12 protein-coding genes and 1 pseudogene are annotated in these 12,725 nt (G+C 71.3%); 11 read left to right on the top strand and 2 right to left on the bottom strand.

Annotated features, from left to right (window positions below):
• Positions 1–403 precede the first annotated feature (403 nt).
• Positions 404–1,528 carry a tRNA 2-thiouridine(34) synthase MnmA gene (gene mnmA, locus ACWC2T_RS25910; RefSeq protein WP_450672746.1) on the top strand — a complete coding sequence of 375 codons (1,125 nt, stop codon included), beginning with the start codon at positions 404–406 and terminating at the stop codon, positions 1,526–1,528.
• 6 nt (positions 1,529–1,534) lie between these two features.
• Here mnmA and ACWC2T_RS25905 read toward each other — a convergent pair whose 3' ends face one another.
• Positions 1,535–2,317, bottom strand: a complete 783-nt coding sequence (locus tag ACWC2T_RS25905; protein ID WP_450672745.1) for an alpha/beta fold hydrolase — start codon at positions 2,315–2,317, stop codon at positions 1,535–1,537.
• A 37-nt stretch (positions 2,318–2,354) separates the two neighbouring features.
• Positions 2,355–2,678 (bottom strand): DUF427 domain-containing protein, encoded by a 324-nt coding sequence (locus tag ACWC2T_RS25900; protein WP_450672744.1) that lies wholly within the window; start codon positions 2,676–2,678, stop codon positions 2,355–2,357.
• A 75-nt stretch (positions 2,679–2,753) separates the two neighbouring features.
• Here ACWC2T_RS25900 and ACWC2T_RS25895 point away from each other — a divergent pair, with 75 nt between their 5' ends.
• The 10 genes and pseudogenes from ACWC2T_RS25895 (at position 2,754) to ACWC2T_RS25850 (ending at position 12,709) form a co-directional block, all read left to right on the top strand.
• A complete protein-coding gene (locus ACWC2T_RS25895) occupies positions 2,754–3,293 on the top strand; it encodes an LOG family protein (RefSeq protein WP_450672743.1) in 540 nt (179 codons plus the stop codon).
• Positions 3,294–3,300: 7 nt separating this feature from the next.
• Positions 3,301–3,999: an SDR family oxidoreductase gene (locus ACWC2T_RS25890; RefSeq protein ID WP_450672742.1), complete on the top strand. Its 699-nt coding sequence runs from the start codon at positions 3,301–3,303 to the stop codon at positions 3,997–3,999.
• Between the two features lie 31 nt (positions 4,000–4,030).
• On the top strand, positions 4,031–5,038 hold the full coding sequence (locus tag ACWC2T_RS25885) for a methionine synthase (protein ID WP_450672741.1): 1,008 nt from the start codon (positions 4,031–4,033) through the stop codon (positions 5,036–5,038).
• Between the two features lie 15 nt (positions 5,039–5,053).
• A complete protein-coding gene (gene ligA / locus ACWC2T_RS25880; RefSeq protein WP_450672740.1) occupies positions 5,054–7,246 on the top strand; it encodes an NAD-dependent DNA ligase LigA in 2,193 nt (730 codons plus the stop codon).
• A 262-nt stretch (positions 7,247–7,508) separates the two neighbouring features.
• Positions 7,509–9,755, top strand: a complete 2,247-nt coding sequence (locus ACWC2T_RS25875) for a putative bifunctional diguanylate cyclase/phosphodiesterase (protein WP_450672739.1) — start codon at positions 7,509–7,511, stop codon at positions 9,753–9,755.
• Positions 9,756–9,879: 124 nt separating this feature from the next.
• Positions 9,880–10,056 (top strand): annotated as a pseudogene (locus ACWC2T_RS25870) (DUF4267 domain-containing protein); the annotation flags it as partial.
• Positions 10,057–10,082: 26 nt separating this feature from the next.
• Positions 10,083–10,577: a cupin domain-containing protein gene (locus ACWC2T_RS25865; RefSeq protein ID WP_450672738.1), complete on the top strand. Its 495-nt coding sequence runs from the start codon at positions 10,083–10,085 to the stop codon at positions 10,575–10,577.
• A 94-nt stretch (positions 10,578–10,671) separates the two neighbouring features.
• Positions 10,672–10,968: an Asp-tRNA(Asn)/Glu-tRNA(Gln) amidotransferase subunit GatC gene (gene gatC / locus ACWC2T_RS25860; RefSeq protein ID WP_004925108.1), complete on the top strand. Its 297-nt coding sequence runs from the start codon at positions 10,672–10,674 to the stop codon at positions 10,966–10,968.
• A 5-nt stretch (positions 10,969–10,973) separates the two neighbouring features.
• The gene (gene gatA / locus ACWC2T_RS25855; protein WP_450672737.1) at positions 10,974–12,473 is read left to right on the top strand and encodes an Asp-tRNA(Asn)/Glu-tRNA(Gln) amidotransferase subunit GatA; all 1,500 of its coding nucleotides are present in this window, start codon (positions 10,974–10,976) and stop codon (positions 12,471–12,473) included.
• Positions 12,470–12,709 (top strand): hypothetical protein, encoded by a 240-nt coding sequence (locus tag ACWC2T_RS25850; protein ID WP_351212758.1) that lies wholly within the window; start codon positions 12,470–12,472, stop codon positions 12,707–12,709. Before gatA ends, ACWC2T_RS25850 begins: the two co-directional genes overlap by 4 nt.
• Positions 12,710–12,725 lie beyond the last annotated feature (16 nt).

Below are 12,725 nucleotides of genomic sequence, written 5' to 3'. Positions count from 1 at the left end.
TTGCAACCGGGCCTTCAGGCCTCTCAGCCCGAGCGTCGATGTCGGCACCAGCGGAAACGGTGTTCCTCTCTTCCAAGGAGAACAGGTATCTCTCGCTGAAGTCGGCTACTCCGCTTGGGCTCCCTCACTCGTCTCGTAGGTCTGAGACCAGGATAGAACGGCTCTTACCGGACAAAAAAGGGCTCAGGCCTTGATTTTTTCATCTATCGCTCCACGTGCCCGATGATGTGCTCTCGGTCGACGGGTATGCCGTACCGCCCGCATAATCGCCGCCGACGAGCAGGGCCCGCCGCCCCAGCCGCCGGTCCCCGTCGCTCGCCGCCGTCCCCCATGTCGCCCCCATGTGATCGTCAACGGATATCCGGCGCCCCCGGTTCCCGCGGCCCCGTACCCTGGAAGGGCTATGACTGAGACCCCGCAGCGTCCCCTCCGCGTCCTCGCCGCCATGTCCGGTGGAGTCGACTCCGCCGTCGCCGCCGCGCGCGCCGCGGAAGCCGGCCACGACGTCACCGGCGTCCACCTCGCGCTCTCCGCGAACCCGCAGTCGTTCCGGACCGGCGCGCGGGGCTGTTGCACCATCGAGGACTCGCGTGACGCCCGCCGCGCGGCCGACGTCATCGGCATCCCCTTCTACGTCTGGGACCTCGCCGACCGCTTCCGCGAGGACGTCGTCGAGGACTTCATCGCCGAGTACGAGGCCGGCCGCACCCCCAACCCGTGTCTGCGCTGCAACGAGAAGATCAAGTTCGCCGCGCTGCTCGACAAGGCGCTGGCACTCGGCTTCGACGCGGTCTGCACCGGTCACTACGCCAAGGTGATCGTGAACGAGGACGGCTCCCGCGAACTGCACCGCGCCTCCGACATGGCGAAGGACCAGTCGTACGTCCTCGGTGTGCTGGACGACAGGCAGCTCGCCCACGCGATGTTCCCGCTCGGTGACACCGTCACCACCAAGGAGGAGATCCGCGCCGAGGCCGAGCGCCGGGGTCTCGCGGTCGCCAAGAAGCCCGACTCGCACGACATCTGCTTCATCGCCGACGGCGACACCCAGGGCTTCCTGGCCCGGCGGCTCGGCAAGGCGGAGGGCGACATCGTCGACGAGTCCGGCACCAGGCTGGGCACGCACGAGGGCGCGTACGGCTTCACCATCGGCCAGCGCAAGGGCCTCAGGATCGGCACGCCGGCCCCCGACGGCAAGCCCCGCTACGTCCTCGACATCTCCCCGGTCACCAACACGGTCACCGTCGGCCCCGCCGCCGCCCTGGACGTCACCGCCCTCACCGCGATCAAGCCCCGCTGGTGCGGCACCGCCCCCACCGGCCCCGGCACCTACACCGCCCAGCTGCGCGCACACGGCGGCGAGACCGAGGTCACCGCGGAGCCGGTCGACGGCGAGCTGCGCGTGCGCTTCACCGAACCGGTCCGCGGCGTCGCCCCCGGCCAGGCGATCGTCCTGTACGACGGCACGCGCGTGGTCGGCTCGGCGACGATCGCCTCGACCACGCGCGCGACGGCCGCGGCGGTGTAGGAACGCCTAGCCGGCCACGAACTCCGCCAGCACCGGCCCCAGCACCTCCGGCTCCACCATGTGGGTCTGCCCCGGAAGCACCCGGTAGGTGCCCTGGGGCACCGCGTCCGCGACGGCCTGGTTCGCCCTGTGCATCCACTCCGGGCTCGCCCCGCCCGCGACCGCCAGCACCGGCACGGAGATCGCGGCGAGCCGGTCCCGGGGGAGCAGGCCGTCGCCCATGACCGTGTCGTCGTACGCCAGACTCGGCGCGACGGCTTCCATGCCGGCCCACATCGGCGACTGGCGGGCGCCCCGGATCATCTCCTCGGCCAGGCCCGTCAGCCGCAGGAACAGCTCCACCGCGTCCCCGCGCCGGCCCTCCGAGAGCGCCTTGTTCAGCTGCTCCTTGTACGTGGCCTCCCGCTCGGCGCCGCCCGGCAGATAGTCCGCGTACGGCACCTCGTACACGGCGGCCCGGCCGGCCGGCAGCCCGCTCGCCACCGCCTGAAGCACCAGCGCGCCGCCCGAGGACACCCCGAACAGCGCCGCCTCGCCCCCCACGGCGTCGATCAGCGCGGCGAGGTCCTCGACCTCGCGCTCGACCGCGTAGGGCTTGGTGTCACCACTCTCGCCGCGGCCCCGGCGGTCGTAGACGACGGCCGTGCAGCGGTCCGCGAGTCGCTGCGCCAGGGGCGCCACGGTGCCACCGGTGGACATCGCGCCGCTCACCAGGATCACCGTCGGCCCCTGACCGGTCACTTGGTACGCGAGCGGGGTGCCGTCCCGCGAAGTCGTCTTCTTGTCCATGTCGGTGCAGACTGCCGTACCGGCACGGACTCATCGCTCACGACACGTCGACGTCGTAGAAGCAGAAGTGATCCTTGATCTCGGCCACCCCCGGCTTGGGGTCCGGGTACGCCCACACCAGGTCCGGCGCGTCCGGCAGCGACCAGTAGGACGCGGTGCCCTTGAAGGGGCACACGGTGTGCGTCTCGGAGGGGGTCAGCAGATCGAGGCGTACGTCCTCGGCGGGGATGTAGTACCGCTCCGGACAGCCCGTCTCGCGCAGCACCAGCGGGCGGTCGGTCTCCGCGAGCACCTGGTCGCCGTGCACCACGCGCACATGCTGCTCGCTCTTGTCGATGGTGATCGTGTGTCCTTCGGTCATACAGGGACAGCACCGGCGGGCCCGCACTTCTTCCCGCCCGATACGGTCCCTGCGGCGGGCCGTACGGTAGGGGCCATGAACATCTGCGTCTTCCTGTCCGCCGCCGACCTGGACGAGCGGTACACGCGCCCCGCGCGCGAGTTCGCCGAACTCCTCGGCAAGGGCGGCCACACGCTCGTCTGGGGCGGTTCCGACGTCGGTCTGATGAAGGTCGTCGCGGACGGGGTGCACGAGGCGGGCGGCAGGCTGCTGGGCGTGTCCGTGGAGTTCCTCGCGGGCAAGGCGCGTCCGGGTGCCGACGAGATGGTGATCGCCGTCGACCTCGCCGAACGCAAGAAGCTGCTGCTCGAGAAGGCCGACGCCGTGGTGATCATGGTGGGCGGCACCGGCACGCTGGACGAGGCCACCGAGATCCTGGAGCTGAAGAAGCACGGCCGCACCGACAAGCCGGTCGTCCTGCTGAACACCGCGGGCTTCTACGACGGCCTCAAGCAGCAGTTCCGCCGCATGGACGAGGAGGGCTTCCTGCCCCGGCCGCTGTCCGAGCTGGTGTTCTTCGCCGAGGAGCCGGTCGGCGCGCTGGCCTACCTGGAAGAGCAGCTCGGCGTCCACTGATGCGAGCATGGCGGGCATGGCTACTCATGTGATCACCGGGGCCGGTTCCGGCATCGGCGCGGCCGTCGCCCGCCGTCTGCACGCGCGCGGGGACGAACTGTGGCTGCACGCGCGCGACGCGGGCCGCGCGAAGGAACTGGCGGCCGGGTTCCCCGGCGTCCGCACCCTGGTCGGCGACCTCGCGGACCCGGACAAGCTGTCCTGGGCGTTCTCCCACCAGACCCTCCCGGACCGGGTGGACTCCCTCCTGCACATCGCAGGTGTCGTGGACCTGGGCGAGGTCGGCGACCTGACTCCGAAGTCCTGGCGCCACCAGCTGAACGTCAACCTGATCGCCCCTGCCGAGCTGACCCGGCACTTCCTGCCCCAGCTGCGTGCGGCCCGCGGCCATGTGATCTTCGTCAACTCCGGCGCCGGCCTGAGCGCCCACGCCGGCTGGTCCGCGTACGCCGCCTCCAAGCACGGCCTGAAGGCTCTCGCCGACTCCCTGCGCCACGAGGAGCACGCGAACGGCGTCCGGGTCACCTCGGTCTACCCCGGCCGCACGGCCAGCCCCATGCAGGCCAAGGTCCACCAGCAGGAGGGCAAGGAGTACGACGCCTCGCAGTGGATCGACCCCGAGTCGGTCGCCACGACGATCCTGATGGCCCTGGACCTGCCCCTCGACGCGGAGGTCAACGACCTGACGGTGCGCCCGGGGCGCTGACCGCGGCCGAGGGGTTCCGTAGGCTTCCCTGGTGAGCGAAAACAGCCAGTTCAGGTTCGCCGGGGCCACCGGTGTCGGGTCCATGCCCGGTGACGACGCCCGCGAGGCCGCCAAGACCGTCACCGGCAGCTTCGAGGACTTCCCCTTCCTGCCCGAACTGCCCGCGCGCGGTCCCGGCGCCGACATGGTCGGCCGTACCGCCGGGATGCTCGTCGAGCTGTACGCGCGCGTGGAGCCCAGCGGCTGGCGCATCGGGGACCGGCCGGGCCGGGACACCAAGCGGGCGCGGTCCTGGCTGAGGGAGGACCTGGACGCCCTGGAGGAGTTCACCCAGGGCTACGAGGGGGATCTGAAGGTGCAGGCGGTCGGGCCGTGGACGCTGGCCGCCGCGCTCGAGCTGAAGAACGGCGAGGCCGCACTCTCCGACCCGGGCGCCTGCCGTGACCTCGCCGCCTCCCTCGCCGAGGGCCTGCGCCTGCACCTCGCCGAGGTCCGGCGGCGCGTCCCCGGCGCCCGGCTCGTGCTCCAGCTCGACGAGCCCTCCCTCACCGCCGTCCTGCGCGGACAGGTCCGCACCGCCAGCGGCTACCGTACGCACCGGGCCGTGGACCGGCAGCTCGTGGAAGCCACCCTGCGGGAGGTCGTCGGGGCGCGCGGCGAGGGTCCCGTGATCGTCCACTCCTGCGCCCCCGACGTGCCGTTCGCCCTGCTGCGGCGGGCCGGCGCGGCCGGTGTCTCCTTCGACTTCGCGCTGCTCACCGAACGTGACGACGACGCGATCGGTGAGGCCGTCGAGGCCGGCACACGCCTGTTCACCGGTGTCGTGCCGGGCACGGACGGCCCATTGTCAGACCCGGCCGGTAGCGTCATGGGTGTCAGGACGCTGTGGCGCAGGCTGGGGCTGCATCCGGGGCTGCTCGCGGAGGCGGTCACCATCACCCCGGCGTGCGGTCTGGCGGGCGCTTCCCCCGCCTACGCACGCCAGGCGCTCGCCCACTGCGTCCGGGCGGCGAGATCCCTCGCGGACAACCCAGAGTAACGGGAGGACAACACGGTGGCCGGCGACAAGCAGCAGGCGGAGACGGCAGTGCCCGCCGAGGCACGTGACAAGCACGCGCAGCTCGCTGAGCAGATCGAGGAGCACCGCTTCCGGTACTACGTGAAGGACGCTCCCGTCATCAGCGACGCCGAGTTCGACAAGCTCCTGAAGACTCTGGAGGCCCTGGAGGAGCAGTATCCGGAGCTGCGCACCCCGGACTCGCCGACCCAGAAGGTCGCGGGGTCGTACGCGACGGAGTTCACCGCGGTCGAGCACCGCCAGCGCATGCTGTCCCTCGACAACACCTTCAACGACGACGAGCTGGCCGCCTGGGCCGAGCGCATCGCGCGCGAACTGGGGGACCAGGACTACCACTTCCTGTGCGAGCTGAAGGTGGACGGCCTCGCGGTCAACCTCACCTACGAGAACGGCCGCCTCACGCGCGCGGCGACGCGCGGCGACGGCCGCACCGGCGAGGACATCACGCCCAACGTGCGGACGATCGCGGAGATCCCGGACCGCCTGGGGGGCGACCAGGTGCCCGACCTGGTGGAGATCCGCGGCGAGGTCTACTTCCCGATGGAGAAGTTCCTCGAGCTGAACGAACGCCTGGTCGCCGCCGGTGACAAGCCGTTCGCCAACCCCCGCAACGCCGCCGCCGGTTCGCTGCGCCAGAAGGACCCGCGGGTCACCGCCACCCGTCCGCTGCACATGGTCGTCCACGGCATCGGCGCCCTCGAGGGCTTCACGGGCATGACCCGCCTCTCCCAGGCCTACGACCTGCTCAAGACCTGGGGCCTGCCCACCTCTCCGCACAACCGCGTGGTCGACGACCTCGACGGCGTACGCGAGTTCATCGCCCACTACGGCGAGAACCGCCACTCCGTGGAGCACGAGATCGACGGTGTGGTCGTGAAGCTGGACGAGATCCGCCTCCAGGGGCGCCTCGGCTCCACCGCGCGTGCGCCGCGCTGGGCGATCGCCTACAAGTACGCGCCGGAAGAGGTCAACACCAAACTCGTCGACATCAAGGTGGGCGTCGGCCGCACCGGCCGGGTCACGCCGTACGCCCAGGTCGAGCCGGTCACGGTCGCCGGCAGCGAGGTCGAGTTCGCCACCCTGCACAACCAGGAGGTCGTCAAGGCCAAGGGCGTCCTCATCGGGGACACGGTCGTGCTGCGCAAGGCCGGTGACGTCATCCCGGAGATCCTCGGCCCGGTGGTCGACCTCAGGGACGGCAGCGAGCGGGAGTTCGTGATGCCGAGCGAGTGCCCCGAGTGCGGCACGGCGCTGCGGCCCATGAAGGAGGGCGACATCGACCTCCGGTGCCCCAACGCCCGTACCTGCCCGGCCCAGTTGCGCGAGCGCGTGTCGTACCTCGCCGGCCGCGAGTGTCTGGACATCGAGCACTTCGGCGCGGTGGCCGCCGCCGCGCTCACCCGCCCGCTGGAACCGGCCGACCCGCCGCTGGTGGACGAGGGCGACCTGTTCGACCTGACGGTGGAGAAGCTGCTGCCCATCAAGGCCTATGTCCTCGACCCCGACAGCGGTCTGCCCAAGCGGGACCCGAAGACGGGCGAGGAGAAGGTCGTCACGGTGTTCGCCAACCAGAAGGGCGAGCCGAAGAAGAACACCCTCGCGCTGCTGGAGAACATCGAGGCGGCCAAGTCCCGCCCGCTCGCGCGCTTCCTGAACGGCCTGTCCATCCGGCACGTCGGACCGGTCGCCGCGCAGGCGCTCGCCCGCGAGTTCCGTTCCATCGACCGCATCGAACAGGCCACCGAGGAAGAGCTCGCGACCACCGACGGCGTCGGCCCGATCATCGCCGCCGCCCTCAAGGAGTGGTTCGCCGAGGACTGGCACCGCGAGATCGTCCGCAAGTGGAAGGCCGCCGGAGTCCCGCTGGAGGACGCCTCGACCGGCGCGGACGAGGGCCCGCGGCCGCTCGCGGGGCTCACGGTCGTCGTCACCGGCACCCTGGAGAACCACACCCGCGACGGCGCGAAGGAGGCCCTGCAGAGCCGGGGCGCGAAGGTGACCGGATCGGTCTCGAAGAAGACCTCGTTCGTCGTCGTGGGCGACAACCCCGGTTCGAAGTACGACAAGGCCATGCAATTGAAGGTCCCGGTCCTGAACGAGGACGGTTTCGGCGTCCTCTTGGAGCAGGGCCCCGAAGCGGCGGCCGAAGTCGCGCTTACGACCGAGTAGTAGCGGTTGAAGGCCACCCGATCGGCGCATATCAGTTGCATACGGGTGGCCCGGGCGCTTTCGGGCAACCGTCGACGACCGGTGCCCGTGGAAGCCTTCCGCGGCCTACTGTTGAGATGTGCACCTGCCGTGCCCAGCTGCGGTTGGGGCATCCCCGTGCGCTCCCGGCGTGCGGGGAAGGTTTCTTCAACGCGGAGCTGCTGATGGCCGTCGGACATCGGGCCGCGTGGCGTGGGCACCGCCGGCTGTGAGAGGGACGGGAATGGAACCGACCGAGAGCGTCGCCCCCGACTCACGGCTGCGCCTGCGCCGTCGCGCGGGCACCTGGCGCGCCACCCGATGGACGGCGCGGGGCCACGGGCGCACGGGCGGCCAGGCCCGCGCGGCCGGACCGGGCACCGCCACCGACGCCCACCCGCCCATACCCGTGGCCATCGAGCCCGTCCCGGCCCTGACCGGTGCCGACGCCGATCCCGAACGGCACCTGACCTGGCCCACCCTGCCCGCGGTCGTCGTGGCCGCCTCCGCGTTCGTCCTCGGTGCCGGTTTCTACCGCGCCTTCACCGGCCACCACGCCCTCTTCCCGAGCGGCACCGTCGGCTGGTCGCTGGCCCTGCTCACCGGTGTCATCGTCGGCCACCTGGTCATGCTGGGCCGCGCCCGCTGGTGGCGCGGCACCGGCTCCGGCGCCGCCCTCACCCTCGCCGTCCTGCTGCTCTACGGCTGGGTGCCGGCCGGCATGGTCAGCCTCACCGTCGTCGTCCTGGTCGGCATCGCCCGGCGCCACCACGTGCGGCAGGGCGTGCTGCACGGCGCGGTGGACATCCTGGGCATCGGCACCGGCGCGCTGCTGCTCGGCCTGTTCGGCCGCGTCCCGAGCGTCGAGACGCCCTGGCGGCCCGACAGCTGGACCTTCGCCACCGCGCCCGAGGTGATCCTCGCCGCCGTCGCCTACCTCGCCGTCAGCCGCGGCCTGCAGTGGTACCTGTACGCCCCGCGCGTCGGCAAGGTGCCCACCGTGGCCCGCACCGCCCTGGTGAGACAGGGCCTGGTCGCCGTCGCGCTGCTCGGCATCGCACCGCTGCTGTGCGTCGTCGCCGTCGCTCAGCCGGTCCTGCTCCCGCTGTTCGCCATCCCGCTCATCGCCCTGGACTCCACCCTGTGGATGGCACGCGCGCGTGCCGAGGAGCAGCTGCGCGACCCGCTGACCGGGCTGCCCAACCGGCAGTGGCTGCTGGAGCGGATCTGGACGGCCCTCGACGACGCCGAACGCATCGGCGCCCGTTCCGCCCTCATGCTGATCGACCTCGACCGTTTCCGGTCGGTGAACGACACCCTCGGCCATCTCGCCGGTGACCGGCTGCTGCTCCAGATCGCCGACCGGCTGCGGCTGGCCCTGCCGCGCGGAGCGGAGGCCGCGCGGCTCGGCGGCGACGAGTTCGCCGTCTTACTGCCCGTAGCCGACTCCACCACGTCGGCCACCCGCGTCGCCCGCGGCCTCGTCGCCGCGCTCAGCTCCCCGCTGGACCTCGACGGCCTCACGCTCGTCCTGGAGGCCAGCGCCGGCGTCGCCGTCTTCCCCGACCACGCCCTGGACGCCGAAGGGCTGCTGCGCCGGGCCGACGTAGCGATGTACCAGGCGAAAAGGGACCGTACGGGCGTCGAGGTGTACGAGTCCAAGCGGGACTCCAACACCCCCGACCGGCTCGGTCTGCTGGGCGATCTGCGCCGGGCGCTGGACGCGCACGAGGTGCAGCTGCACTACCAGCCCAAGGTCCGCTTCGACGGTCAGGTGGCCGGCCTGGAGGCGCTGGTGCGCTGGGTGCACCCCGAGCGCGGGAAGGTTCCGCCGGACGAGTTCATAGCGATCGCCGAATCCTCCGGCCTGATGCCCCATCTCACCGAGTACGTGCTGGAGACCGCGCTCGGGCAGGTCGCCAAGTGGCGCGCGCAGGGGCTGCGGGTCCCGGTCGCCGTCAACGTCTCCCCGCGCGATGTCCACACGCCCGGCTTCGCGGGGTCGGTCGCCGCGCGACTGGCCCGGCACGGGGTCCCCGCGGGGGCCCTGCAGCTGGAGATCACCGAGCATGTGCTGCTGGAGGATCCGCAGCGGGCCGCGGACACCCTCGCCGGGCTGACCGGGCACGGCGTGAAGATGTCGCTGGACGACTTCGGCACCGGGTATTCGTCGCTGGTGCATCTGCGGCGGCTGCCGGTGAGCGAGCTGAAGATCGACCGGTCGTTCGTGGCGCGGTTGGCGGTCGACACCGAGGACGCGGAGATCGTGCGGTGCACGGTGGATCTCGCGCATTCGCTCGGTCTTCTCGTCGTCGCCGAGGGCGTGGAGGACGACGAGACCTGGGAGCGGCTGCGGGACCTCGGGTGCGACGCCGTTCAGGGGTGGCTCGTGGCCGCGGCGATGCCGCCCGAGGAGACGACGGCGTGGTTGCGGGCGCGGGGGTCCCGTGGCTGGCAGCGACCGCGCGCCGCGTTGCCTGCGGCCGAGTAGTTTTTCCCCACCGCCCGTGCGACTTCGCCGGACAGCGGGCGTCTGCCGCGCGTGGCTCGTCGCCGCCGGCGGGTGCAGGTCCGCGTCTGCCGTAGCTCCGTCGCCATGTCGGCGCAGCCCTGCCCTGGCTTTCGCCGGAGCCCACGCGGAGGCGTGGTTCATGGCCGCCGTGGCACTCGTACCGTTCGGCGACATCGTGACGGTCCTGCGCAACGGCGGCACGAAGGCCGTCGCGTTCGGGATCCACTTCGCCACCGCGATCGTTGTACTGATCAGTGCCGGACTGCTCTTCGCGGTCTGACGGCATCCGACAGGGGGAAACGCATCATGTCGCTGTTCGTTCCGAAGTTCGACGACACCGTTCTCGTCCGGGACGCGGAGGCCGAGGTGGTCGGCCGGGCGCCCACCACCGTCAGGCTGCTCGCGGACAGCAGCGCCAGCGGGGGCGCGCTGTCCACCGTCCGGGTCACCCTCGGCGAGGGCGCGGACGGCGCCCACCCGCACGTGCACCACAACTCCGCCGAGATGTTCTTCCTGCTCGACGGCGAGGCGGAGGTGTTGTCCGGCGACGACGTGGTCACCGCCCGGCGCGGCGACCTGGTCATCGTGCCGCCGGACCGGCCGCACGCCTTCGCCGCCGCCCCCGGCAGCCCGGCCGACATCCTGATCGTGATCACCCCGGGCGTCGAGCGCTTCGAGTACTTCCGCCACCTCCAGCGCATCCGCCTCGGCGAGGTCACCCCGGAGAGCATCCTCGAAGTCCAGGACCTGTACGACAACCACTTCCTGAAGAGCGCGGCCTGGGAGGGGCGACACCGTTGAGCGGCGGGGCGCGGGGAAACCGTTTCACGGCCACCCGGCGCTGCCCCATAGGATTGGCCCCAAACCACACACACTCACCCCAGAGGAACGCTGCATGCCTGGCATCACGCGCGAGGAGGTCGCCCACCTCGCCCGGCTGGCGCGTCTGGAGCTGAAGCCCGAAGAGCTCGATCACTTCGCTGGCCAGCTGGACGACATCATCGGCGCGGTCGCCCGCGTCAGCGAGGTCGCCGACCAAGACGTACCGCCGACCTCGCACCCGCTCCCGCTGACGAACGTCATGCGCCCGGACGAGGTCCGTCCCTCGCTCACCCCCGAGCAGGCGCTCTCCGGCGCCCCGGCCCAGGAGCAGCAGCGTTTCAAGGTGCCGCAGATCCTGGGGGAGGAGTGACCACCATGACGGACAGCAACATCATCAGGCTCACCGCCGCGCAGATCGCCGAGAAGATCGCCTCCGGCGAGCTCACGGCCGTCGAGGTCACCGAGGCCCACCTCGCCCGGATCGAGGCCGTCGACGAGAAGGTGCACGCCTTCCTGCACATCGACCGCGAGGGCGCCCTCGCCCAGGCCCGTGCCGTGGACGAGAAGCGCGCCCGTGGCGAGAAGCTCGGCCCGCTGGCCGGCGTCCCGCTCGCGCTCAAGGACATCTTCACCACCGAGGGCGTGCCCACGACCGTCGGCTCGAAGATCCTCGAGGGCTGGATCCCGCCGTACGACGCGACGCTCACCAAGAAGCTGAAGGCGGCCGACGTCGTCATCCTCGGCAAGACCAACATGGACGAGTTCGCCATGGGGTCCTCCACCGAGAACAGCGCGTACGGGCCGACCGGCAACCCGTGGGACCTCACCAAGATCCCCGGCGGCTCGGGCGGCGGTTCCTCCGCCGCGCTCGCCTCCTTCCAGGCCCCGCTCGCCATCGGCACCGACACCGGCGGCTCCATCCGCCAGCCGGCCGCCGTCACCGGCACGGTCGGCGTCAAGCCGACGTACGGCGCCGTCTCCCGTTTCGGCATGGTCGCCTTCTCGTCCTCCCTGGACCAGGGCGGCCCCTGCGCCCGTACGGTTCTCGACGCGGCCCTGCTGCACGAGGTGATCGCCGGGCACGACCCGCTCGACTCCACCTCCATCGACGCCCCGGTCCCGCCGGTCGTCGAGGCCGCGCGCAACGGCAGCGTGCAGGGCATGCGCGTCGGCGTGGTCAAGCAGTTCCGCGGCGAGGGCTACCAGGCCGGTGTCATCCAGCGCTTCGACGAGTCGGTCGAGCTGCTGAAGGAGCTGGGCGCCGAGATCGTCGAGCTGGACTGCCCGTCCTTCGACCTCGCCCTGTCGGCGTACTACCTGATCGCGCCCTCCGAGTGCTCCTCCAACCTCGCCCGCTTCGACGGCCTGCGCTACGGCCTGCGGACCGGCGACGACGGCAGCCACTCGGCCGAGGAGGTCACCTCCCTCACCCGCGAGGCCGGCTTCGGCCCCGAGGTCAAGCGCCGCATCATGCTCGGCACGTACGCCCTGAGCTCCGGCTACTACGACGCGTACTACGGCTCCGCGCAGAAGGTCCGCACGCTCATCACGCGTGACTTCGAGAAGGCCTTCGAGCAGGTCGACGTCATCGTCTCGCCGACGACGCCGACCACCGCCTTCGCGATCGGCGAGCGCGCCGACGACCCGATGGCGATGTACCTCGCGGACCTGTGCACCATCCCGACCAACCTGGCGGGCAACGCGGCCATGTCCCTGCCCTGCGGCCTCGCCCCGGAGGACAACCTCCCGGTGGGCCTGCAGATCATCGCCCCCGCGATGAAGGACGACCGCCTGTACAAGGTGGGCGCCGCCGTCGAGGCCGCCTTCGTGGAAAAGTGGGGACACCCGCTGCTGGAGGAGGCACCGTCGCTGTGAGCAAGCTGTCGAAGGCCAAGGACTTCAAGAAGTCCAAGTCCGGTACGTACCTGTCCATGGCCACCACCGCGTTCGGCGCGTTCGGTGTCGCCAAGCAGATCAAGAAGGCCCGCGCCGAGCACGACACGCTGCGGCTGATCGACGCCACGGTCTCCGCCGTGGCCATCGTGACCGGCCTCGCGATCCTCTGCCGCGAGCTGAAGCGGCTGGGCGACGACGACGTCCTGCTGGGCTGAGAGGGAAGTTTTCACC

This window comes from Streptomyces sp. NPDC001393 (assembly GCF_053597455.1).
Note: the sequence above shows the minus strand (reverse complement) of the source record. Positions and strands in the feature narration are given on the sequence as shown.